26 protein-coding genes are annotated in these 22,625 nt (G+C 67.4%); 16 read left to right on the top strand and 10 right to left on the bottom strand.

Features of this window, described 5'->3' with window-relative positions; genetic code table 11:
* Positions 1–21 precede the first annotated feature (21 nt).
* Complete coding sequence (locus ACZ42P_RS08840; RefSeq protein WP_464897189.1) at positions 22–1,998, bottom strand: LTA synthase family protein; 1,977 nt, start codon at positions 1,996–1,998, stop codon at positions 22–24.
* Between the two features lie 132 nt (positions 1,999–2,130).
* Here ACZ42P_RS08840 and hisG point away from each other — a divergent pair, with 132 nt between their 5' ends.
* The 14 genes from hisG to ACZ42P_RS08770 all read left to right on the top strand — a co-directional run bounded on the left by hisG (position 2,131) and on the right by ACZ42P_RS08770 (position 12,693).
* Positions 2,131–2,775 (top strand): ATP phosphoribosyltransferase, encoded by a 645-nt coding sequence (gene hisG, locus ACZ42P_RS08835; protein WP_464897188.1) that lies wholly within the window; start codon positions 2,131–2,133, stop codon positions 2,773–2,775.
* Between the two features lie 3 nt (positions 2,776–2,778).
* Positions 2,779–4,083: a histidinol dehydrogenase gene (gene hisD / locus ACZ42P_RS08830; protein WP_464897187.1), complete on the top strand. Its 1,305-nt coding sequence runs from the start codon at positions 2,779–2,781 to the stop codon at positions 4,081–4,083.
* 37 nt (positions 4,084–4,120) lie between these two features.
* Positions 4,121–5,221 (top strand): histidinol-phosphate transaminase, encoded by a 1,101-nt coding sequence (gene hisC, locus ACZ42P_RS08825; protein WP_464897186.1) that lies wholly within the window; start codon positions 4,121–4,123, stop codon positions 5,219–5,221.
* Between the two features lie 4 nt (positions 5,222–5,225).
* Positions 5,226–5,813, top strand: coding sequence for an imidazoleglycerol-phosphate dehydratase HisB (gene hisB / locus ACZ42P_RS08820; RefSeq protein WP_464897185.1), 588 nt, complete (start codon positions 5,226–5,228; stop codon positions 5,811–5,813).
* 44 nt (positions 5,814–5,857) lie between these two features.
* Positions 5,858–6,538: an imidazole glycerol phosphate synthase subunit HisH gene (gene hisH, locus ACZ42P_RS08815; protein ID WP_464897184.1), complete on the top strand. Its 681-nt coding sequence runs from the start codon at positions 5,858–5,860 to the stop codon at positions 6,536–6,538.
* Positions 6,539–6,548: 10 nt separating this feature from the next.
* Complete coding sequence (hisA, locus tag ACZ42P_RS08810; RefSeq protein ID WP_464897183.1) at positions 6,549–7,292, top strand: 1-(5-phosphoribosyl)-5-[(5-phosphoribosylamino)methylideneamino]imidazole-4-carboxamide isomerase; 744 nt, start codon at positions 6,549–6,551, stop codon at positions 7,290–7,292.
* Between the two features lie 74 nt (positions 7,293–7,366).
* Positions 7,367–8,128, top strand: a complete 762-nt coding sequence (gene hisF, locus ACZ42P_RS08805) for an imidazole glycerol phosphate synthase subunit HisF (protein ID WP_464897182.1) — start codon at positions 7,367–7,369, stop codon at positions 8,126–8,128.
* A 43-nt stretch (positions 8,129–8,171) separates the two neighbouring features.
* The gene (gene hisI / locus ACZ42P_RS08800) at positions 8,172–8,558 is read left to right on the top strand and encodes a phosphoribosyl-AMP cyclohydrolase (RefSeq protein WP_464897181.1); all 387 of its coding nucleotides are present in this window, start codon (positions 8,172–8,174) and stop codon (positions 8,556–8,558) included.
* A 10-nt stretch (positions 8,559–8,568) separates the two neighbouring features.
* Complete coding sequence (locus ACZ42P_RS08795; protein WP_464897180.1) at positions 8,569–8,889, top strand: phosphoribosyl-ATP diphosphatase; 321 nt, start codon at positions 8,569–8,571, stop codon at positions 8,887–8,889.
* Between the two features lie 19 nt (positions 8,890–8,908).
* Positions 8,909–9,247, top strand: a complete 339-nt coding sequence (locus ACZ42P_RS08790) for a histidine triad nucleotide-binding protein (RefSeq protein WP_464897179.1) — start codon at positions 8,909–8,911, stop codon at positions 9,245–9,247.
* A 19-nt stretch (positions 9,248–9,266) separates the two neighbouring features.
* Entirely contained in the window at positions 9,267–9,488 is a 222-nt protein-coding gene (tatA, locus tag ACZ42P_RS08785) for a Sec-independent protein translocase subunit TatA (protein ID WP_464897178.1), read from the top strand.
* A 93-nt stretch (positions 9,489–9,581) separates the two neighbouring features.
* Positions 9,582–10,046: a Sec-independent protein translocase protein TatB gene (tatB, locus tag ACZ42P_RS08780; RefSeq protein ID WP_464897177.1), complete on the top strand. Its 465-nt coding sequence runs from the start codon at positions 9,582–9,584 to the stop codon at positions 10,044–10,046.
* Positions 10,043–10,849: a twin-arginine translocase subunit TatC gene (gene tatC, locus ACZ42P_RS08775; protein WP_464897176.1), complete on the top strand. Its 807-nt coding sequence runs from the start codon at positions 10,043–10,045 to the stop codon at positions 10,847–10,849. The genes tatB and tatC overlap by 4 nt, the downstream gene beginning before the upstream one ends.
* Positions 10,850–10,917: 68 nt before the next feature.
* Positions 10,918–12,693 carry a thioredoxin domain-containing protein gene (locus ACZ42P_RS08770; protein WP_464897175.1) on the top strand — a complete coding sequence of 592 codons (1,776 nt, stop codon included), beginning with the start codon at positions 10,918–10,920 and terminating at the stop codon, positions 12,691–12,693.
* 7 nt (positions 12,694–12,700) lie between these two features.
* Here the strand turns inward: ACZ42P_RS08770 and ACZ42P_RS08765 are convergent, their stop codons facing one another.
* The 8 genes from ACZ42P_RS08765 to cutA all read right to left on the bottom strand — a co-directional run bounded on the left by ACZ42P_RS08765 (position 12,701) and on the right by cutA (position 20,216).
* Positions 12,701–13,636 carry a DUF3426 domain-containing protein gene (locus ACZ42P_RS08765; RefSeq protein WP_464897174.1) on the bottom strand — a complete coding sequence of 312 codons (936 nt, stop codon included), beginning with the start codon at positions 13,634–13,636 and terminating at the stop codon, positions 12,701–12,703.
* On the bottom strand, positions 13,633–14,529 hold the full coding sequence (gene prmA / locus ACZ42P_RS08760; protein WP_464897173.1) for a 50S ribosomal protein L11 methyltransferase: 897 nt from the start codon (positions 14,527–14,529) through the stop codon (positions 13,633–13,635). Before prmA ends, ACZ42P_RS08765 begins: the two co-directional genes overlap by 4 nt.
* 13 nt (positions 14,530–14,542) lie before the next feature.
* On the bottom strand, positions 14,543–15,898 hold the full coding sequence (accC, locus tag ACZ42P_RS08755) for an acetyl-CoA carboxylase biotin carboxylase subunit (RefSeq protein ID WP_464897172.1): 1,356 nt from the start codon (positions 15,896–15,898) through the stop codon (positions 14,543–14,545).
* 106 nt (positions 15,899–16,004) lie between these two features.
* Complete coding sequence (gene accB / locus ACZ42P_RS08750) at positions 16,005–16,457, bottom strand: acetyl-CoA carboxylase biotin carboxyl carrier protein (protein WP_464897171.1); 453 nt, start codon at positions 16,455–16,457, stop codon at positions 16,005–16,007.
* Positions 16,458–16,470: 13 nt separating this feature from the next.
* Positions 16,471–16,956 carry a type II 3-dehydroquinate dehydratase gene (gene aroQ, locus ACZ42P_RS08745; RefSeq protein ID WP_464897170.1) on the bottom strand — a complete coding sequence of 162 codons (486 nt, stop codon included), beginning with the start codon at positions 16,954–16,956 and terminating at the stop codon, positions 16,471–16,473.
* A gap of 84 nt (positions 16,957–17,040) precedes the next feature.
* The gene (locus ACZ42P_RS08740) at positions 17,041–17,568 is read right to left on the bottom strand and encodes a TlpA family protein disulfide reductase (protein ID WP_464897169.1); all 528 of its coding nucleotides are present in this window, start codon (positions 17,566–17,568) and stop codon (positions 17,041–17,043) included.
* A gap of 4 nt (positions 17,569–17,572) precedes the next feature.
* Positions 17,573–19,867, bottom strand: a complete 2,295-nt coding sequence (locus ACZ42P_RS08735) for a protein-disulfide reductase DsbD (RefSeq protein WP_464897168.1) — start codon at positions 19,865–19,867, stop codon at positions 17,573–17,575.
* Positions 19,868–19,886: 19 nt separating this feature from the next.
* A complete protein-coding gene (gene cutA / locus ACZ42P_RS08730; RefSeq protein WP_464897167.1) occupies positions 19,887–20,216 on the bottom strand; it encodes a divalent-cation tolerance protein CutA in 330 nt (109 codons plus the stop codon).
* Positions 20,217–20,227: 11 nt separating this feature from the next.
* On the opposite strand from cutA, the gene ACZ42P_RS08725 reads away from it, so the two are divergent.
* A complete protein-coding gene (locus ACZ42P_RS08725) occupies positions 20,228–20,605 on the top strand; it encodes an FxsA family protein (protein ID WP_464897166.1) in 378 nt (125 codons plus the stop codon).
* On the opposite strand, the gene ACZ42P_RS08720 is transcribed toward ACZ42P_RS08725, so the two are convergent.
* Entirely contained in the window at positions 20,589–21,473 is an 885-nt protein-coding gene (locus ACZ42P_RS08720) for an SDR family oxidoreductase (protein WP_464897165.1), read from the bottom strand. The two genes, ACZ42P_RS08725 and ACZ42P_RS08720, sit on opposite strands and share 17 nt — an antisense overlap.
* Before the next feature lie 64 nt (positions 21,474–21,537).
* Here ACZ42P_RS08720 and ACZ42P_RS08715 point away from each other — a divergent pair, with 64 nt between their 5' ends.
* Complete coding sequence (locus ACZ42P_RS08715; protein ID WP_464897164.1) at positions 21,538–22,572, top strand: CDP-6-deoxy-delta-3,4-glucoseen reductase; 1,035 nt, start codon at positions 21,538–21,540, stop codon at positions 22,570–22,572.
* The last annotated feature ends 53 nt before the right edge of the window (positions 22,573–22,625 follow it).

Here is a 22,625-nt window from a genome sequence, read left to right as displayed (position 1 = left end):
ACCCCAATTGGTTACAATTGGTTACCGCGTGCGCTGCGCCGTTACCGTGGTCCGGGGCGGAGGCTGTTCCTCGTCCCGGTACAGCCCGCTGCGGAACAGGTAGGCCGCGGTCTGGTAGAGGGCCACTGCCTCCTGCGCGAGGTCCGGGTCGGCCACCGGCTGCTCCGGCAGGCCGCGCTCGTTCAGACGGAACATCTCGGGCGCGACACGTGGGCGAAGCACCACCATCCTGCCGTGCTTGAGATAGCCGAGGGTCTGGTAATTGGCCACGAAGGCACGATCACCGGCGGGCGGGGCGTGCAGCATGTCGCGGCCGAAAAACTTCCCGTCGTATTCGATTCCCAGCAATCCCAGGAGGGTCGGCGGGATGTCGATCTGGGACATGAGCCGGTCCACGCGCTGGGGCGCGATATGCCTGGGCGCATAGAAAAAGACGGGGATGAGATACCGGTCCACCGGGATCTGCACGGTACCCCGGGCGTTGGCGCCATGGTCGGCGGTGATGATGAACACGGTGTCGTCGAACCAGGGTTGGCGGCGCGCCTGCTCGAGGAAATGACCGATGGCCCAGTCGGTATATTTCACGGCGCCTTCCCGGCCCGAGCCCGAGGGGATGTCGATACGGCCGGCGGGATAGGTGTAGGGCCGATGGTTGCTGGTGGTCATGACGTGCACGAAGAAAGGCCGTGCGTCCCCCGCCGTCCCGCGGGACGCGGCCAGGCGGTTCAGCCGCGCCAGCACCTCGTCGAACAGGTATTCGTCGGCCACGCCCCACACATTGGCGAAGCCGATCCGTTCCGCAGCCATGTCGGTGCGGTCGAGCACGCGGTAATCGTTGGCCTGGAAGAAGGCATTCATGTTGTCGAAGTAGCCATAGCCCCCGTAGGCGAAGGTCACTTCGTAGCCCATGTCTTCCAGTACCCCGCCCAGCGATGCCAGGTGTTCGTTCCCGGGCCTGCGCACGATGGACTGGCCGGGTGTCGGCGGCAGGGCCAGGGACAGCGCCTCGAGGCCCCGTACGGTGCGGTTGCCGGTGGCATAGACCCGGGAGAACCACAGGCTTTCCCGCGCCAGCCGGTCCAGGTTGGGCGTGAGGCCGCGGGAATCGCCATAGGCCCCCAGGAATTCGGCGCCCATGCTCTCGATGCTCACCAGTACCACGTTGAGCCGACGGGGCGCCGTCGTGGCGGGGAAATGGCGCTTGACACCGCCGGGCGGCTGAACGAGCCACTCGCCGCCATCCGCCGCCAGGGTGCGCCGGGTGATGGCAAACGCTTCGTCCCGCGGCAGGGCCGCATAGAAGCGCTCGAAGTCCAGCTCGTTGCGCCGGTTCGCCGCGAAGAAAGAGTAGATCCCGTTGCCCGCCAGTTCGTTGACGGTGTCGTTGGGGCTTCGGTTCTTGAGGTCCTGGTCGAGCCCCAAGCTGAGCACGGCCACCAGTCCAACCCAGCCCCCGATCCAGCCTGCGCGGGAGTTCCATGGCCAGGGTGCGGCGCTAGCTCCATACACCCGTCGCGCCAGGGGCAGCCACAGAGCCAGCGTCAGCACGGCCAGGCCGGTCAGGATGCGCCCCACGGGATAACTTTCACGGATATTGCCCAGCACCTCCTGGCTGTAGATCAGGTAGTCCACAGCGATGAAATTGAAGCGGGCGCCAAACTCTTCCCAGAAGAACCATTCGGCCACCGCCGTGAGCAGGAGCACGAAGGTCAGGCCCAGGACTGCTGCCATGCCCAGGATGCGCAGGCCGTGCCAGCGGGCGACCCGGTCGGGCAGCAGACCAAGGACGAGTACCAGGGGGGCGACGAAATACACTGCGGTCGCCACGTCGTAAAGCAGGCCGAAGCCGAAGATTTCCCCGAGGGGCAGGAGGCCCGGGGGCAGCCCTTCGCGCGCGGCAATGACCAGGACAAGGCGCGTCAGGAAGGCGATCAGCAGCGACAGGCCGGCAAGGGCGAACGCTGGCGCGAGACGGTCGGGCAGAGCGGGTGTTTTCATCGGTGCGGACTGGAACGGAAGGGGGGCATGCTACGGCAAACGGACCGGCGGCACCAGGGGCGGTGGGCCTGCGTCCAACCGTGGGAGGCGCGGCGCGTCTCCTGTAGAATGAAGGTTTTTCGGATATCGACCGTGTCCGGCATCACCATCGCCCTGTCCAAGGGCCGCATCTTCGAGGAAACCACGCCGCTTCTGAAGGCGGCGGGCATCGTGCCGCTGGAGGATCCGGAGGCCTCGCGCAAGCTCATCATCGGCACCAACCGGCCCGATGTGCGCCTCATCATCGTGCGCGCCACCGACGTGCCCACCTACGTCCAGCATGGCGGGGCCGATCTCGGCATCGCCGGCAAGGACGTGCTGCTGGAGCACGGCGGCACGGGGCTGTATCAGCCCCTGGATCTCAAGATCGCCCGCTGCCGCATGATGGTGGCGGTGCCCCAGGGCTTCGACTACGCCGGGCGGGTGCGCCAGGGCGCGCGCCTGCGGGTGGCCACCAAGTACGTGAAGACCGCACGCGAGCATTTCGCCGGCAAAGGGGTGCACGTGGACCTGATCAAGCTTTATGGCTCCATGGAACTCGCGCCCCTGGTGGGGCTGGCGGATGCCATCGTGGATCTCGTGTCCACCGGCGGCACCCTCAAGGCCAACAATTTGGTGGCCGTGGAGGAAATCATGCCCATCAGCTCCCGGCTGGTGGTGAACCAGGCCGCGCTCAAACTCAAGCACGGGCAGATCAAGCCCCTGCTCGACCAGTTTGCCGCGGCCGTTGGAGACTGACCCATGCTGAAACTGCGCCGCCTGTCCACTGCCGATGCCGATTTCGAGGCCCAGTTTGCCCGGCTGCTCGCCTTCGAGGGTGCCCAGGATGCCGCCATCGAAGCCACCGTCGCGCGGATCCTCGACGACGTGAGACAGCGCGGCGATGCCGCCGTGCTGGACTACACGCGCCAATTCGACCGGCTCGATGCGCCTTCCGTGCAGGCCCTGGAGCTGCCCAAGGCGCGGCTCACGGAAGCGCTCGCCGCACTGGACCCGGACGTGCACGAGGCCCTGGTGCTGGCGGCGGACCGGGTGCGTGCCTACCACGAGCGACAGGTGCTGCAGTCCTGGACCTATACCGAGCCGGATGGCACCGTGCTGGGCCAGCAGGTGACGCCCCTGGACCGCGTGGGGCTGTACGTGCCCGGCGGCAAGGCGGCCTACCCGTCCTCCGTGCTCATGAATGCCATTCCCGCCAAGGTGGCTGGGGTGGGGGAACTGGTCATGGTGGTGCCCACGCCCGGCGGCGTGGTGAACGATCTGGTGCTGGCCGCCGCCGCAGTGTGCGGGGTGGACCGGGTGTTCACCATCGGCGGCGCCCAGGCGGTGGGGGCCCTGGCCTACGGCACCGAGACCATCCCCCAGGTGGACAAGATCGTCGGTCCGGGCAACGCCTATGTGGCTGCCGCCAAGCGCCGGGTGTTCGGCGTGGTGGGCATCGACATGGTGGCCGGGCCCTCGGAAATCCTGGTTATCTGCGACGGCCGGACGCCGCCGGACTGGATCGCCATGGATCTCTTTTCCCAGGCCGAGCATGACGAACTCGCCCAGTCCATCCTGCTCTGCCCGGATGCCGACTTCATCGAACGCGTCGCGGCGAGCATCGGGCAACTGCTCGCGGACATGCCGCGCCGGGACGTGATCACCGCTTCCCTGGAAGGTCGTGGCGCGCTGATTCGGGTGCGGGATCTGGATGAGGCGGTGACGCTCGCCAACCGCATCGCGCCCGAGCATCTGGAGCTGTCGGTGGAAGAGCCGGAGTTCTGGGCGAAGAATATCCGCCACGCCGGCGCCATCTTCATGGGGCGCAACACCTGCGAGGCCCTGGGTGACTATTGTGCCGGGCCCAACCACGTGCTGCCCACCTCCCGCACTGCGCGCTTCTCCTCGCCCCTCGGGGTCTATGATTTCCAAAAGCGCACTAGCCTGATTCAGGTCTCGCCCGAGGGGGCGAACACCCTGGGGCGCATCGCCGCCACCCTGGCCTACGGCGAGGGCCTGCCGGCCCATGCGAAGTCGGCGGAGTACCGGATCACCCATCGTTGAGTCCCCTGGATTGCCAAGGTCCCGCCCAAGCCAGGCAATGAGCCTGCCCCCTGCCCGTGCGCTGATGCCCATGCCGCTTACGCCCGACCAGCTCATCCGCGACGAAATCCGCGCCCTCACTGCCTATCACGTGCCGGAAGCCACCGGCTACGTGAAGCTCGACGCCATGGAAAATCCCTACCTGCTGCCGGAGGCGCTGCGCGCGGAAATCGCCCAGCTGGTGGCCCGCGCCGAGATCAACCGCTATCCGGACGCGGACGCCACGCGGCTCAAGACGCGGCTTCGGGAGGCCATGGGCATCGCGCCGCACTGGGACATCCTGCTGGGCAATGGCTCCGACGAGATCATCCAGATCCTTGCGCTGGCCGTGGCGCGGCCCGGCGCCACCATCCTCGGCCTGGAGCCTTCCTTCGTCATGTACCGCATGATCGCCGCGTTCGCCGGCGTGCGCTACGTGGGGGTGCCGCTGGCGCCGGATTTCAGCCTGGACCGGGAGGCGACCCTGGCGGCCATCCGCAGCCACCAGCCGGCGCTGGTGTTCATTGCCTATCCCAACAATCCCACGGGCAACCTGTTCGACGAGGCGGCGCTGGTGGAGATCCTGGAAGCCGCGCCCGGACTGGTGGTGGTGGACGAGGCCTATCACGTCTTCGCCGGCGCGAGCTTCCTGCCCCGCCTTGGGACCCATCCCAATCTGCTGGTGATGCGGACCCTGTCCAAGCTGGGCCTGGCGGGCCTGCGGCTCGGCTTTCTGGTGGGGGACCGGGCGTGGCTTGCGGAGCTTGGCAAGCTGCGCTTGCCGTATAATGTGAACACCCTCACCCAGGTGGTGGCGGAACGGGTGCTGGGGGCGATGCCGGTGCTGGAAGACCAGGCCGCGCGCATCCGCGAGGCGCGCGGGGAGCTTTATGCCGCGCTGGCGGCCCTGCCGGGTGTTGCCCCCTATCCCAGCGACGCGAATTTCATCCTGTTCCGCGTCCCGGATGCGGAGCGGACTTTCGAAGGCTTGAAGCGACAGGGCATCCTGATCAAAAACCTGAACCGGGCCCACCCCATGCTCGCGGGCTGCCTGCGCGTGACCGTGGGCACACCGGAAGAAAACAGCCGATTCCTGCAAGTTCTCGCGACCTGTCTTTGACCCCATGCGCGAAGCCGCCACCCAACGCCAGACCCTGGAAACGCGCGTCAGCGCCCGCATCAATCTCGACGGCAGCGGCCAGGCCCGCATCGCCACCGGCGTGTCCTTTCTCGATCACATGCTGGATCAGGTGGCCCGTCATGGCCTGTTTGACATCGAAGTGCAGGCCCAGGGCGATCTCCACATCGATGCCCACCATACCGTCGAGGACGTGGGCATCACCCTGGGCCAGGTGTTCGCCAGCGCGGTGGGGGACAAAAAGGGTATCCGCCGCATGGGGTACGCCTATGCGCCCCTGGACGAGGCCCTGTCACGGGTGGTGGTGGATCTCTCGGGGCGCCCCGGCCTCGTGTTCCAGGTGGACTTCACCCGTGCCCGGGTGGGGGATTTCGACGTGGATCTGATCCGGGAATTCTTTCAGGGCTTCGTCAACCACGCCCAGCTCACCCTGCACGTGGACAATCTGCGCGGCATCAATGCCCACCACCAGGCGGAGACCGTGTTCAAGGCCTTCGGGCGGGCAATGCGCATGGCGGTGGAGCTCGATCCCAGGGCAGCCGGTATCATGCCTTCCACCAAGGGAACGTTGTAGGCGGGCCTGTGGGTGCGACGCGTCGCGCCCGGCCGCATCCGACCATGACAGACATCGCCGTCATCGATTATGGAATGGGCAACCTGCGCTCGGTTTCCAAGGCCCTGGAACACGTGGCCCCGCGCGTGACGGTGAGCGTCACCAGCGATCCCGCGGTGATCCGGCGCGCGGGCCGCGTCGTGTTCCCGGGCGTGGGACATGCCGCCGACTGCGTGCGCGAGCTGGCTGCCCGCGGACTCACCGAAGTGGTGCGCGAGGCGGCGCAAAGCAAGCCGTTTCTCGGCATTTGCCTGGGCATGCAGATGCTGTTCGAACATTCGGAGGAAGGCGATACGCCGGGGCTTGGCATCCTCCCGGGGCGGGTGCTGCGGTTTCCCGCCGAGGCCATGCAGGATGCCCAGGGCAACCGGCTCAAGGTGCCTCACATGGGCTGGAACCAGGTCTGGCAGGCCCAGCCCCATCCCCTGTGGCAGGGCATTGAAGACGGCGCGCGCTTCTATTTCGTGCACAGTTATTACTGCGAACCGGCCACGCCCGACCTGGTGGCGGGATATACCCTCTATCCCTTTCCTTTCACCAGCGCGGTGGCCCGGGACAACGTGTTCGCCGTGCAATTCCACCCGGAAAAGAGCCAGGCCGCGGGCCTGACTCTGCTGGGCAATTTCGTGCTCTGGGACGGCAGCGCCAGTGCGGGCGCCGCCTGTACCTCATCGGCCTGCCTGTGAGAGTTCCGCCATGCTGATCATTCCCGCCATCGACCTCAAGGACGGTCACTGCGTTCGCCTCAAGCAGGGTGTCATGGAAGACGCCACGGTGTTTTCCGAGGATCCCGCCGCCATGGCCCGCCACTGGCTGGCCCAGGGCGCGCGTCGGTTGCATCTGGTGGACCTGAACGGCGCCTTCGCCGGCAAACCGGTGAACGAGAAGGCCATCCAGGCCATCATCGATGCGGTGGGTGGGGAAATCCCGGTTCAGCTGGGGGGCGGCATCCGCGATCTGGACACCATCGAGCGCTATCTCGACGACGGCGTGAGCTACGTCATCATCGGCACCGCGGCGGTGAAGAACCCGGGTTTTTTGCACGAGGCCTGCGATGCCTTCCCCGGCCACATCATGGTGGGCCTGGATGCGAAGAACGGCAAGGTCGCGGTGGACGGCTGGTCCAAGGTCACGGGCCACGATGTGGTGGATCTGGCCAGGAAATTCGAGGGCTATGGCGTGGAGGCGGTGATCTATACCGACATCGGCCGCGACGGCATGCTCTCCGGGGTGAACGTCGAGGCCACCGTGCGTCTGGCGCGGGAGCTCACCATCCCGGTCATCGCCAGCGGCGGCATCACCAACCTGGATGACATCCGCGCGCTGTGCCAGGTGGAGGACGAGGGCATCATGGGGGCCATCGTCGGCCGCGCCATTTACGAAGGTACACTGGATTTCGCGGCGGCGCAGAAGCTCGCCGACGAGCTGGGTGCGCGGTAGGCCGCCGGCCCCTGGCAGGACGCCCCCAACGCGCGCCAACGTTTCCTACCCCCGCTGGATCACAGATTCCCGGCATGTCCCTTGCCAAACGCATCATTCCCTGTCTCGACGTCACCGCCGGTCGCGTGGTGAAAGGCGTCAATTTCGTCAATCTGCAGGACGCCGGCGATCCGGTGGAGATCGCCCGGCGCTATGACGAACAGGGCGCGGACGAGCTCACCTTTCTCGACATCACCGCCAGCGCGGACCAGCGCGACATCATCCTGCACGTGGTGGAGGCGGTGGCTTCCCAGGTGTTCATTCCCCTCACCGTCGGCGGCGGGGTACGCAGTGTCGAGGACGTGCGCCGGCTGCTCAACGCCGGTGCCGACAAGGTCTCCATGAACACTTCCGCGGTACAGAACCCCCAGCTGGTGGCGGAGGCCGCGGCGCGTTTCGGCAACCAATGTATCGTGGTGGCCATCGATGCCAAGGAGACCGGTCCGGGCAGGTGGGAGGTGTTCACCCATGGCGGGCGCCGGAACACCGGGCTGGATGCCGTGGCCTGGGCGCGTCAGGTGGAGAGCCTGGGGGCGGGGGAGATCCTGCTCACTTCCATGGATCGGGACGGCACCCGGCAGGGATTCAACATTCCCCTGACGCGCGCGGTGGCCGATGCCGTGGACATTCCGGTCATCGCCAGCGGCGGGGTGGGCAATCTGGACCATCTGGTGGCCGGCATCCTGGAGGGCCATGCCGACGCCGTGCTGGCCGCGAGTATTTTCCACTTTGGCGAATACACGGTGCGCGAGGCCAAGGCCTATCTGGCGCGCCACGGCATCGAAGTGCGCCTGTGAGCGGCCGCCGGACGTGTAAAATGGGCCTTTTGACGGAAGCGCCATGGCAGACTGGCTCGACGAAGTACGCTTCAGCGCGGACGGCCTGGTACCGGTGATCGCCCAGGAGGCGGGCAGCGGCCGCGTGCTGATGGTGGCCTGGATGAACCGGGAAGCCCTGGCCCGGACGGCCGCCACCGGCGAGGCTGTGTATTGGTCCCGCTCCCGCGGGCGCTTCTGGCACAAGGGCGAGGAGTCCGGACACGTGCAGAAGGTGAAGGAAATCCGCCTGGACTGCGATGGCGACGTGATCCTGCTCACCGTGGAGCAGGTGGGCGGCATTGCCTGCCACACCGGCCGCCACAGCTGCTTCTACCGCCGGCTGGAGGGGGATCACTGGGTGAGCGTGGAACCCGTGCTCAAGGATCCTGCGGCCATCTACGGCAAGTGAGGCGGCAACCATGAACGACATCCTCGAGAAGCTCGCGGCCACCCTGGAGGCCCGCAAGGGGGCCGATCCCGAGACCTCCTACGTGGCGCGGCTCTATGCCAGGGGGCTGGACGCCATCCTCAAGAAGGTGGGCGAGGAAGCGGCGGAAACGCTGATTGCTGCCAAGGGCGGCGATCGTGGCCAGCTGGTGCACGAAGTGGCGGATCTGTGGTTCCATACCCTGGTGCTTTTGGCCAGCCAGGGCCTTGGGCCGCAAGATGTGCTGGCGGAACTCGCCCGGCGCGAGGGCGTCTCCGGTCTCGTGGAGAAGGCCTCGCGGCCCAAATCGTGACGGAGCGTGGGAGACCGCTATGGAAGACTGCATTTTCTGCAAGATCGTGCGGGGTGAGCTGCCCAGCCGCAAGGCCTACGAAGACGAGGATGTGCTGGTATTCCACGACATCCGGCCCATCGCCCCGGTGCACCTGCTGCTGATTCCCAAGGCACACGTGGCAAGCCTGGCCGACTGTGGTCCCGAGCACCAGGCGCTGCTGGGCAAGCTGCTTTTGCTGGCGCCGCGCCTGGCGCGGGAACACGGTCTGACGGACGGTTTCCGCACCATGATCAATACCGGCCGGGGCGGCGGCCAGGAAGTGTTCCACCTGCATCTGCATGTGTTCGGTGGCGGCGAGCGCATTCCCAAGATCTGATTTTCCGGAGGAGCGACAAATGGGTTCTTTCAGCATCTGGCACTGGCTCATCGTTTTGGCCATCGTCCTGCTCGTGTTCGGCACCAAAAAGCTGCGCAACCTGGGCAGCGATCTGGGCGGCGCGGTGAAGGGCTTCAGGGACGCCATGAAGGAAGGCGCCGGCGAGGCGCCCAAACAGGTGGAAGCCAAATCCGCCGGCACCACGGTGGAAGGCGAGGTCAAGGACAAGACCCACGGATGAAGCCAGGCCCAACGCAGGCGGCGGGCTGCGCGGCAGGGGTCACTGGGGGCCGGTGAGGGCTGGATGCCCGAAGCCTGAGTGGGGCGCCTGATCATGTTCGACGTTGGCTTTTCCGAACTCCTGGTCATCGGCGTGGTGGCTCTCATCGTGCTGGGGCCGGAGCGCCTGCCCAAGGTGGCCCGCACCGCGGGGCATTTGTTCGGGCGCTTCCAGCGCTACGTCTCGGACGTGAAGGCCGAGATCAAGCGCGAAATGCACAACGAGGAGATCATGAAGCTCTCCACCAGCCTGCAGGAGGCCAAGGATGCGGTCACCGGGGTGGAGCGCTCGTTGCGGGAAGAGATGGGCGAGACCGGCCAGATCCTCAAGTCCATTCCCGATGCCGTGGGGTCCCTGGAATTCGTCGAGGAACCGAAGCCGGTGGAGGTCACGCGAGCTGCGTCGGACGCGGGCGCCTCGCCCCCTCCCGAACCCTCGCCCCAGCTGGAGCTGCCCCTCCCGCCCCTCGCCGAACCCCCGGCGGACACGGCTGAGAATCCGCCGCCCAAGGCCCCATGACCGAGCAGACCTTCATCTCCCACCTGCTCGAGCTGCGCGACCGCCTGCTGCGCATGGTGGCCGCGGTGGTGGTGGCCTTCATCGTCCTCGCCATCTATCCCGGCGCCAACACCCTGTACACCCTGCTGGCCAAGCCGCTGCTCGCCAGCCTGCCCCGGGGCGGACAGATGATCGCCACCGAGGTCACCACACCCTTCTTCGTGCCCATGAAGGTCACGGCGCTGGCGGCGTTTCTGATCGCGCTGCCCTACATCCTCTACCAGATCTGGGCCTTCGTCGCCCCGGGGTTGTATGCCCATGAAAAGCGGTTCGCCCTGCCGCTCATCGTGTCCAGCACCCTGCTTTTCTTCGTGGGCATGGCCTTCGCCTATTTCCTGGTGTTCCCGGTGGTGTTCGGCTTCATCACCCACGTGGCGCCGGAAGGCGTCGCGGTGATGACCGACATCGGCAAATACCTGGACTTCGTCATCACCCTGTTCATTGCCTTCGGCATCACCTTCGAAGTCCCGGTGGCGGTGGTCCTGCTGGTGAAGGTGGGGCTGGTGAGCGTGGAGAAGCTGCGCGAGATTCGCCCCTACATCATCGTGGGGGCCTTCGTGGTGGGCGCCATTTTCACGCCGCCGGATGTGGTGTCCCAGTTCATGCTGGCCGTGCCCCTGTGGCTGCTGTACGAAGTGGGCATTCTGCTGGCGCGGCTGGTGAGCCGGCCGCGCACCGGGGACGAACCCTACCGGCCCCTGTCCGAGTCCGAGCTGGACGCCGAGCTGGACCGCATCGAGGCGGAACAAAAACGGGGCCATTGAGGCCCAACCCAGGCATTCCCCGTGAGCGGCGCCGGCGTCCGGCCCGCCCCTGGCCAAGAGGAGCCTCCGTGCGCATCCTTCTTCTCCTGCTGATGCTGGGTGTCCTGCCGGTGGCGGCGGAGCCGCTCACCAACCAGCTGCGGCATCATCCGTCCCCCTATCTCGCCCTGCACGGCACCGACCCCACTGCTTGGCAGGAATGGAATGCCGAAACCGTGGCGCGGGCGCGGCGCGAGAACAAGCTGCTGTTCGTTTCCCTGGGTTATTTCTCCTGTCACTGGTGCCACGTGATGCAGCGGGAGAGCTACCGCGATCCCAAGATCGCGGCCTTTCTCAACGCCCATTTCATTCCGGTGAAGGTGGACCGGGAACTCAGCCCCGCCCTGGATGCCGAGCTCCAGGCCTTCGCCGAGGCCACCCGTGGCCAGTCCGGCTGGCCGCTGAACGTCTTCATCACCCCCGAGGGCTATCCCCTGTTCGCCCTGCTCTACGCATCGCCGGCGGAGTTTCTGCAAGCGGTCGAGCGCCTGGCCGCGCGCTGGGAAGCCGAGGGCCCGCAGCTTGCGCGCCTGGCAAGGGAGGCGGCGCTACCCCCACCGCCGCCGATCACGGTGGAGGCGCGTTTTGCGCCAGGGATCGCCGTGCTCTACCGCCAGCGCCTGGTGGAGGAAGCCCTGGCCCTAGCCGATCCTTTTCGTGGCGGCTTCGGCAAGGTGAGCAAGTTTCCCCACGTGCCCCAGCTCGCCGCCTTGCTGGAAATCCAGGAGCGGGCTCCCGATCCCCGTCTGGCGGACTTCCTGCGCCTCACCCTGGATCAGATGGCCCGCCTGGGCCTGCGCGATCACGTGGCGGGGGGCTTCTTCCGCTACACGGTGGATCCGGACTGGCACACGCCCCACTTCGAGAAAATGCTCTACGACAACGCCCAGCTCGCGCGCCTCTATCTGGATGCGGCGCGCGTGCTCAACCGGCCGGAATACCGGCGCATCGCCCACGAAACCCTGGACTTCATGCTGGAGACGCTGCGCGAGCCCTCCGGCGCCTTCATCACCAGCACCTCGGCGGTGGACGGCGAGGGGCGCGAGGGCGGCGCCTATCTCTGGGACAAAACGGAACTCGCCCGCCTGCTCGATGCTGCGGATTACGCCCTGGTGGAACGTGTCTGGGGGCTGGGCCAGCCCGCCCCCTTCGAACTGGGTTATCTGCCCATGGAACTCGTGACTCCCGCGGACGGAGAGGCGGCGCGTCTTGCGACCGTGTACGCCCGCCTCAAGGCGGAGCGGGCGCGCCGGGTGCTGCCCCGCGACGAAAAGCTTTTGGCCGGTCTCAACGGGCTGGCCCTCACCGCGCTGGCGCGCGCAGCCCAGGACGAACCCCGTTACCGGCCGGCGGCACGCGCCCTGCGGGAGTGCCTGGTGGAACGACTGATGCCGGATGGCGGGCTCATCAAGGGCATCGCCGGCGGTCGCCGCCTGGGCCCGGCCGATCTGGAGGACTACGCCTACGTGGCCGAGGGACTTTTGGCCTACGCCGCCCTGGACGGCCAGGCGGCTGACCGGGAGCGGGCGCATGCCCTGGTGACCCGTGCCTGGGAGCTGTTCCACGGTCCCCGCGGCTGGACGCTGGATGCCCAGCCTTTGCTCGCGCGCCCCTATTACCAGCGCATCGTGCCGGACGGCGCCACGCCCGCCCCCGCCGCCGTGCTCATCCGGGCAAGCTGGAGCCTGGGAGGCAAGGCGCTGCGCACCCGTGCCCTGCAGGCCCTCAATGTGGGCTACGAGACCCTGGACCAGGGGGTGTTCTGGTATGCCAGCCAGGTGGCCGTCATGGGCGCGGTGAAATGAGTTGGCGTCAGGGGTAATAGGCGAGCAGCTTGTAGCCGGTGGCGTCCACGCCCACCACCTGCAGGGGCAGTTTTACCGTCACTTCCTCGTTGGGCGGCATGCCCTGCTCGGCCCGGGCCGTTGCCGGCAGATAGTCCCGGGGCGCCAGGTGGCGTCGCGCCACCGGCCGGCCGTTGCTGTCGGTCAGGGTGAGTTCGAGATGGGGGTAGGCCATGGGAAAGGCCGCGAGATTGCGCAGCGTGGCGCTGAGCACGACCCCCTGGGGCCGCTCGGGATCGGCCTGCAGTTCCGAGGATTCGAGCCGGATCCGGTCTGCCTCGGCGGGCAGGCCGATCTCGCAGCGGGCAAGTCCACACAGGGCTTCCAGCACCGGCCGGGTCTGGGGGTAACGGGAGGCGAGCCACACGCGCTGGAAATAGGCGATCTGCACGAGCGCCATGGCGGCCAGTCCCAGGGCACCCGCCGTCCAGCCCAGGCGGCGCCAGCGTGCGCGCTTTTCCTGGGCGCTGAGTTCTTCCTGCAGGTTCTGAAGCTTCTCCTGCAATTCCGGGGTGATTTCCAGACGCGGGCGCGCGCGTGTTTCCCGTTCCTCCCGCGTCCGTTGGGGCCGCTGGTTTTCCAGTTGCTCCGTCTCGGCGATGGTGCGGTTGATCTCCTCCGTCTCCCGTTGGATCTGCTCGTCCGTGGGCAGGGGGAAGGACGCGGTGAGGGGCTCGGCCATGGTGAGCGGGGCCGGCTGCAGGGTGATATGTTCCGTGGCCGGCGGCGCTTCGTCCGGCGGCGCGATCAGACTCACCGTCTCGATGGGGGTAACCAGGGTGTCGAAGGCATTGAACACGAAGGCGCACTTGCCACAGCGCACCTTGCCCCCCCGCACTTCCAGCTGTTGCGCCGTCACGCGGAACACGGTCTGGCAGGAAGGGCAGGTGGTCTGCATGCTCATGGTCGGCGCACCCCGGCAAGCCGCGCCCAGCCTTCTTCGGCCACGGGGGGCGCCATGTCGAACCACTGGGCGTAGCGGGCGCTCATTTCCGCTGCCTGTTCGGCCAACAGCCCCGAGAGCACGATGCGGCCACCCGGCCGCACGGCGGCGGCCAAGGCAGGCGCGAGCACACGCAGGGGATTGGCGAGAATGTTGGCCAGCACGACGTCGTATTGTGCCGCAGGCAGCTGACCGGGCAAAGCGAAGGTGATCGCCACGCCGTTGCGTGCGGCGTTCTCGCGCGCAGCCGCCACGGCCTGGGGGTCGATGTCCACGCCGGCCACTTCGCCCGCCCCCAGCTTCTTCGCGGCAATGGCCAGGATGCCGGAGCCGCAGCCGTAATCCAGCACCGATTCCCCGGGCTTGAGTTCCGCGTCCAGCCACTGGAGACACAGGCGGGTGGTGGGATGGCTGCCGGTGCCGAAGGCGAGCCCCGGGTCCAGCACCAGATTGATGGCCGCGGGATCCGGCGCGCTGTGCCAGGAAGGCACCACCCACAGGCGGGGCGAGACGGGGATGGGCTCGAACTGGGACTGGGTCAACCGCACCCAGTCCTGTTCCGCCAGGGACTCGACCGTCCAGGGCGGCGGCGCGGCCAGGCCGGCTGCCTGGGTCGCGGCGGCGAGCACGGCCGCCACGTCCACCCCCGGCTCGAACAGGGCGGTGACCAGGCTGTCCTGCCACAGGGGGGCTGCGTTCTCCAGGCCGGGCTCGCCGAACAGGGGCTGTTCGGCCGCCGTACCGGCCTGGGCATCCTCGATGCCGGTGGACAGGGCGCCCGCTTCCAGCAGGGCGTCGGCGAGACGCTCGGCGGCTGCGGCGTCGGTGCGGATCTTCAGGACTTGCCAGGCCATGGGCGGATGCCCTTCACTTGCCCGGCTTGAGGGCTTCCAGCTTGTGGGTGAGGTAATGGATGCTGGCTCCGCCGGCGATGAAGGCGGGATCCTGCATCAGGTCCTGGTGCAGGGGAATGTTGGTCTTCACGCCCTCCACCACCATTTCGGACAGGGCGATGCGCATGCGGGCGATGGCCTGTTCCCGGGTGGCACCGTAGGCGATCAGCTTGCCGATCATGGAGTCGTAGTAGGGCGGCACGTAGTAGTTCTGATAGACGTGGGAATCCACGCGGATGCCCGGCCCGCCCGGCGCGTGGTACTGCGTGATGCGTCCGGGCGAGGGCACGAAGGTATAGGGATCCTCGGCGTTGATCCGGCACTCGATGGCGTGGCCCCGGAACTGGATGTCCTTTTGCCGGTAACGCAGCTTCTCGCCGGCGGCGATGCGGATCTGCTCCTGGATGATGTCCACTCCCGTGATGAGCTCGGTCACCGGGTGCTCCACCTGCACCCGCGTATTCATTTCGATGAAGAAGAATTCGCCGTTCTCGTAGAGGAATTCGAAGGTCCCGGCGCCGCGGTAGCCGATGCGGCGGCAGGCGGCGGCGCAGCGCTCACCGATCTTGTCCCGGAGCTTGGGGTCCAGGCCCGGCGCCGGCGCCTCCTCGATGATTTTCTGGTGGCGCCGCTGCATGGAACAGTCGCGCTCCCCCAGATGGATCGCATTGCCGTGCTCATCGGCCAGCACCTGGATCTCGATGTGACGGGGATTCTGCAGGAAGCGTTCCAGATACACCTCGGGATTGCCGAAGGCCGACTGGGCCTCGCTGCGCGTCATGTTCACGGCGGTGAGCAGATTGGCTTCCGTGTGCACCACGCGCATGCCCCGCCCGCCGCCACCCCCCGCGGCCTTGATGATCACGGGATAGCCCACGTCGCGGGCGATGCGCAGGATTTCGTCCGGATCCTCCGGCAGCGCGCCTTCCGAGCCCGGCACGCAGGGCACACCGGATTCCAGCATCGCGCGCTTGGCATTCACCTTGTCGCCCATGAGCCGGATGCTCTCCGGCCGCGGGCCGATGAACACGAAACCGCTGGATTCCACCCGCTCGGCGAAGTCGGCATTTTCCGAGAGGAAACCGTAACCCGGGTGGATGGCCTCGGCATCGGTGACCTCGGCGGCGGCGATGATGGCCGGCACGTTGAGATAGCTCAGGTGGGACGGCGCAGGTCCAATGCACACCGACTCGTCGGCGAGCTTCACGTACTTGGCGTCGGAGTCCGCCTCCGAGTGCACCGCCACGGTCTTGATGCCCATTTCGCGGCAGGCCCGCTGCACGCGCAGGGCGATCTCGCCGCGGTTGGCGATCAGGATCTTTTCGAACATGGGGAAACCTCTAGTTCACCACGCAGCCAGGGGGGACGGACGGTTCCACGGGGTGGCAGCCATGAGGCCCGCGTTTGCCCTGTTCCCGCGCCTGGCGCGTGGAGGTCTAACCGATGACGAACAGCGGCTCGCCGTATTCGACGGGCTGGCCGTTCTCCACCAGGATGGCCTTGATCACGCCGCCGATGTCGGCCTCGATTTCGTTCAAAAGCTTCATGGCCTCGATGATGCACAGGGTGTCGCCTGCGTTCACCGTCTGGCCCACTTCCACGAAGGGCTTCGCACCGGGTGCCGGCGCGCGGTAGAAGGTGCCCACCATGGGCGACTTCACCACGTGGCCTTCAGGCAAAGCGGGTTCCGCCGCCGGCGCCGGGGCCGCCTGGGGGGCCAGGGCGGGGGCGGCCACCACCTGCTGCACCGGCGGCGCGGCGTAGGTGACGGGGCCGCCCGCCTGGGTGCGGGTGATGCGGACTTTCTCCTCGCCCTCCGTGATTTCCAGCTCGGCGATACCGGACTCCTGGACGAGGTCGATCAGCTTCTTCAGCTTGCGCAAATCCATGATGACGGGTTCCTCAGTTCTGCAGCGCGTATTCCAGGGCCAGCTCGTAGCCCAGCGCCCCGAGACCGCTGATGACACCCACCGCCCGGTCGGACAGGTAGGAGTGATGGCGGAAGGGCTCCCGCGCGAACACGTTGGACAGATGCACTTCGATGAACGGAATGCCGACGGCGGTGAGGGCATCCCGGAGGGCGATGCTGGTGTGGGTAAAGGCCGCCGGGTTGATCAGGATGAAATCCACGCCCGCCTCCCGCGCCCCGTGGATGCGCTCGATCAGGGCGGCCTCGCCGTTGCTCTGGAACGTTTCCAGCCGTGCCCCGGCGGCCTCCGCCCGGCGTTTCAGGCGCGCGTCGATTTCCGCCAGGGTGACGGGGCCGTAGTGCTCCGGCTCGCGGCTACCCAGGAGATTGAGATTCGGCCCATGGAGAACCAGGATGTTTTTCTTGTTGGTGCCGGCTGGCCGGCCCGGGCTCCCCGCGGCGGGGGCTTGTTTTTTCATGGGCGCAAGTTTGCCGCAATTCGGGGGAACTTGTCCATATCTTCGCCGAAGATGGCGCCAGCATGTCCCCGGTCCGCGAAGCCGTCACAGCAGGGAAGGCAGCAGTTGGTCGAGTTCGGATTCGTTGAGCGTGCCTAGGCGGGTGGCGACGATGCGGCCTTGCCGGTCCAGGATCACGCTGAAGGGCAGCGCACCGCGGCTGCCCAGGGTGCGTGCGAGGGCCGCGCCCTCGGCACCGCCCAGAAGCAGGGGATAGTTGATGCCCAGTTCCCGGGCGAAGGCTTCCACCGCCGCCGGCTCGTCCAGGGCGATGCCCACGAAGCTGAAGCCGCGCGCCCCGTAGCGTGTCTGCACCCGCACGAATTCCGGCATTTCGGCGCGGCAGGGCGGGCACCAGGTGGCCCAGAAGTTGAGGACCAGCACCTGACCCCGCCAGCGGGCAAGCCCCTGGGGGCGGCCCTGCAGATCCGGGAAGGTGAGGGCATAGAGGGCTTCCGGCGTCATCCCGGCGGGCGGCGCGGGGCGGCTGTGGCGCTCGCCTGCCCACAGGCCCAGGCCGAGCGCGACCAGGGCCACCACCCCGATCAGCAGCCACTGCGCCCGGGTCCCCATGGCCTTACTTCAGCGCCGTGTCGATGCTTTGCAGGAATTTCTCGGGCGGCTGGTAGCCCACCACCCGGTAGCGTTCCCTGCCCTCGCCATCCAGGAAGATGATTCCGGGCGGGCCGAACAGGTTGAAGCGCTTGAGCAGTTTCTTGTCCGCCTCGTCGTTGCGGGTGACGTCGATCTTGAGCAGGGTCACGCCTTTAAGGCGTTCCACCACCCGCGCATCACTGAAGGTGAAACGCTCCATTTCCTTGCAGGAGACACACCAGTCGGCGTAGAAGTCCACCATCACCGGCGTGCCGCGCGCGCCCGCCAGGCGCGTGTCGAACTCGGCGGCGGGCACCTTCTCGAACTTCAGACCGGTGGTTTCCGCGGCCGCCGCTGCGGCGGGCGCTGCCCGGAGCCCGGCCAGGGGTTGCAGGATGTCCCGGCTGCCGGACAGGGCCCCGATCAGGAGCGAGACGCCCATCACGAGGGTGATCACCCCCACACCCTTCCAGAACTTGCGGAAGCCCGAGGCACCCGGCGGCAGGGGATCGATGGCATGCAGGTAGATGGCGGAGACGATCAGCAGCGCCGCCCACAGCAGCATGTGCACCACGGCGGGAATCACCGGCGAGATGAGCCAGATGGCCACGCCCAGGAGCATGACGCCGAAGAAGGCCTTGACCGCGTTCATCCAAGCACCGGCGCGGGGCAGCAGGGCGCCGCCCGCGACCCCCACCACCAGCAGCGGCACGCCCATTCCCAGGGCCATGGCGAACAGGGCCGAACCGCCCAGCCACACATCCCGCGTCTGGCCGATGTAGAGCAGCGCCCCGGCCAGGGGGGCGGCCACGCAGGGGCCCACGATCAGGGCGGAAAGCACGCCCATGACGAACACCCCCGTGAGGTTGCCGCCCTGGATGCGGTTGGCCTTTTCGGTGAAGCGGCTCTGGATGAAGTTGGGCATCTGCAGTTCGTAGAAGCCGAACATGGAGAAGGCCAGCGCCACGAAGATCAGGGCGAAGGCGCCCAGCACCCAGGGATTCTGCAGGGCGGCGGAAATGAGGGCACCGGAGAGTCCCGCCACGACGCCGGCGATGGCATAGGTGACAGCCATGCCCAGCACGTAAGCCAGGGACAGCACGAAACCCTGCATCTTGGTGAGCTGTTTGCCCTGTCCGACGATGATGCCGGACAGGATGGGAATCATGGGGAAGACACAGGGCGTGAGGGCAAGCAGCAGGCCGATGCCGAAGAAGCTGGCGACGATGGCCCAGAAATGCCCTTCCCGGAACAGGCGCGCGATGGCCGAGGACTCATCCTCGGCCTGGGTGCCGTTCTGCGCTGCAGCGGGGGGAGTCGCCGGCGTGGGCGCGGGAGCCGGCTGCGTGGCTTGCGCGGCAGGCGCCGGTGAAGCAGCCTCGGGGGCGGCTGCCGGTGCTGCGGCAGGTCCAGGCGTGGCAGCCGCCAGGGCCGGCAGATCCAGGGTGAAGCGGCGGGTGGCGGGCAGGTAGCACACCCCCTTGTCGGCGCAACCCTGCCAGCCCGCCTCCAGCACGATGCGGCCCGCTCCGGCCTCAGCGCGGTTGAGCACCACCTGGGCCTGCACGGCGTCGTGGTACACCTCGGTCTTGCCGAAGTTGGGGTCCTCCTTCTGCTCGCCCCGGGGCAGCCTGACTTCCGCCACGCTGGCGGCCCCCTCCACCACCCGGAACTTGAGTTTGTCGCGGTAGAGGTAGTAGCCGCGCGCGGGCTCCAGGTTCACCTCCACGGTGCGTCCATCCCGCACCCGCGCGGCAACCTTGAAGGCCTGATCCGGGGGAAGGAGGTCGGATTCGCCGCCCAGCTCGGTGCCGAGTTCCTTGAGCGCCGTGAGGCCGGCGGGGGGCTTGGGCGCCGCGGCGGGCAGGGTGAGCTGGGCCGTCTGGGTGAGGGGCGGATAACACACGCCCACGTCGGCGCAACCCTGGGAAGTGCTCTTCAGGGTCAGGGTCTGGCCCGGTGCCGGGCGGGTGAGGGGCAGCTTGAACACGAGGGTGCCCCGGTAAGTCTCGACGCGGCCGAAGAACTCGTCCTGCTTCACCTTGCCCGGCGGCAGCTGGGGCGCGCCCAGGCCGATGGAGCGGGGCTCGACCTCGAAACGGAACTTGTCGCGGTAGAGATAGTAGCCGTCGGCGACGCGGTAGCGGATTTCCAAGGTCGCGGCATCCAGGGCGCGGGCGGAGAAGGCGAAGGCCTTTTCCGGTTCCAGCAGTTCGCCTTCTTCTGCGGCGTGGACGGCGAAGGACAAAAACAGGGCAAGGGCGGCAAAGAGTTTCATCGCTGGTTTCCGTTCGCTGTTATTGTGAGGGTTCGCCGGCGCTCTCCTGCGCCAGCCACTGGAGATAGGCGGGCAGGCCGGTTTCGATTGGGACTGCCACGATCTCCGGAAGTTCGTAGGGGTGCCGGGCGCGGATGAAGGCCTCCAGTTCGGCATAGCGTTCCCGGGAAGTCTTGAAGAATACCGGCACTTCCGTGGCGCTTTCCAGCCGGCCCTGCCAGCGATAGACTGAGCCGCAGGGTGCCATGACATTCACGCAGGCGGCGAGCCGCGCCGTCACCGCCGCCTGCGCCAGCGCCTGCGCACTGTCCTGATCGGGCAGATTCGAAATCACCAGTACCGCCCCCATCTGCGTCCTCCATGCGTATTTTTCTGATCCCGCTCATTTTACTGGGTTTCCCCACCCTCGAAGTGCTGGTCATGGTGCTGGTCGCGCAAAAGATCGGCTGGTGGCTGCTGGTCTGGCTGCTGGTGGCCTTCGTGGCGGGCCTGCTGCTCATGCGCGAGGAGCAGTTCGCGGCACAGGGCCGGCTCATCGCGGCCCTGGCCGCAGGGCGCGATCCCTGGCAGGCCCTGTTGGCCTCGGGGCGCGTGATGCTGGCGGGCCTGCTGCTTGCCTTTCCCGGTCTGGTGTCGGACCTGCTGGCCGTGGGGGTGCTGCTTTGGCCGCAGCGCAAAGCCCGGGCGCCGGGGCGCGCCCCGGATGTGATCGAGGGGGAATTCAGACGCGAGGATTGAGTCCCGGCGCGGGGCGGGTCCCGGCCTCCACGTCGGGGTAGGCAAGCCTGACCCGCAGCTCCCGTTTCAGGCGCCGGTTGCTCACCCGGCGCGATTCGTTGAGGAAGGACAGCAGGTTGGCCGGCAACTGGGTCTGCGCCTCGGCGCGTGTGACGCGGCGTGGCGGCGGCAGGTTGTGGCGCCGGGCGAGCAGGTCGAACCAGTCCCCCATTTTGATGTTGGAATCGTCCACGGCGTTGTAGACGCGTCCCGGCCGGCCGCGAAACATGGCGGCGGCGGCGATGCGGGCGAGGTCGTCGGCGTGGATGTGGTTGGTGTAGCTGTCCTCCTCCGGCACCAGGGTGGGCAGGCCCGCCTCCAGGCGTTTCAGGGGCAGACGGTCCTGGGCATAGATGCCGGGCACGCGCAGAATGGACACCGCCACGCCCCGGCGCCTTCCCCATTCGCGCAACTGGGTTTCTGCCGACAGGCGGCGCTTGGCGCGGGCCGTGGCGGGGCGCACCGGATGGGTTTCCGCCACCCACTGACCCTCGCAATGACCATACACGCCGGTGGTGCTGATATACACCAGACGCTGTGGTAACATCACGCCCCTGTCCAGCGCGGCCAGGAGGTGGTGTGTGCGCCGGTCCACCTCGCCTTCGTTCTGCGGCGGCGCGAAATGCATCACGCAGTGGGCCAGGCCCGCGAGTTTGGTGAGGGTTTCGGGACGGTCCAGATCACCAATGATGGGCGTGATGCCCATGGCGCGCAGGGTGCTCACCCGCGCCGGGTTGCGCGTGAGCGCATAGACATGGAAAGCGGGCAACAGGCGTTTCACCGCCCGCAGGCCCACGTCGCCGCACCCCACGATCAACAGCCGTCTCATGTTCGAACCATCCAGGCAGGGGCCTGGATTATACCGGGATTGTCTGGTTCCCTGAGGATTCGCCATGTCGTTTCATATCACCATCCAGCCCAGTGGCCATGCTTTCGACGCCGAGGCCGACGAAACCGTCCTGGAATCCGCCCTGCGCCACGGTTTCACCCTGCCCTACGGCTGCCGCAACGGCGCCTGTGGTTCCTGCAAGGGCAGGATCCTGGAAGGCCGGGTGGATTACGGGGATTACCAGAGCACGGCCCTGAGCGACGAGGACAAGGCCGCCGGCTTTGCCCTGTTCTGCTGCGCGCGGCCGCTGTCCGACCTGGTGATCGAATCCCGCGAGGTGGGTGCCGCGAAGGACATCCAGGTCAAGACCATTCCCTGCCGGGTGCAGAAGATCGAGCGCGTGTCGGAAGACGTAGCGGTGCTCTATCTCAAGTTGCCCGCCAGCGAGCGCCTGCAATTCCTGGCCGGCCAGTACATCGACATCCTGCTCAAGGATGGCAAGCGGCGCAGCTTCTCCCTCGCCAACGCGCCCCATGACGATGCGCTGTTGCAGCTGCACGTGCGGCACGTGCCCGGCGGTGCCTTTACGGAATACGTGTTCACCACCATGCAGGAGAAGACCATCCTGCGTTTCGAAGGGCCGCTGGGCACCTTCTTCCTGCGGGAAGACAGCGACAAGCCCATCATCATGCTCGCCACCGGCACCGGCTTCGCGCCCATCAAGAGCATGCTGGAACATGCCTTCCACGTGGGCATCACGCGCCCCATCACCCTCTACTGGGGGGGACGCCACAAGGATGACCTCTACATGCTGGATCTGCCCCAACAATGGGCCAGGACCCACGCCAACTTCCGCTTCGTGCCCGTGCTGTCGCGGCCGGCGCCGGAGGATCAGTGGAGCGGGCGCACCGGTCACGTGCAGGACTGTGCCCTGGCCGACCATCCGGACATCGGGAATTATCAGGTGTATGCCTGCGGGTCGCCGGCCATGGTGAACGAGGCCCATCGCGTGCTGGTGGCGGCGGGCCTGCCGGAGGAAGAGTTCTATTCGGACGCCTTCACCCCGGCCAAGGACAGCCAGCCGCAATCCGCCGCCTGACAGGCCGTTGTCAGACGCCTGGGGGGCGCCCTTCCGGCGTGACGCGGCGCGGT

This window comes from Thiobacter subterraneus, assembly GCF_055379455.1.
The sequence above is the reverse complement of the archived record's forward strand: the minus strand, read 5'-3'. Positions and strand labels throughout refer to the sequence as shown.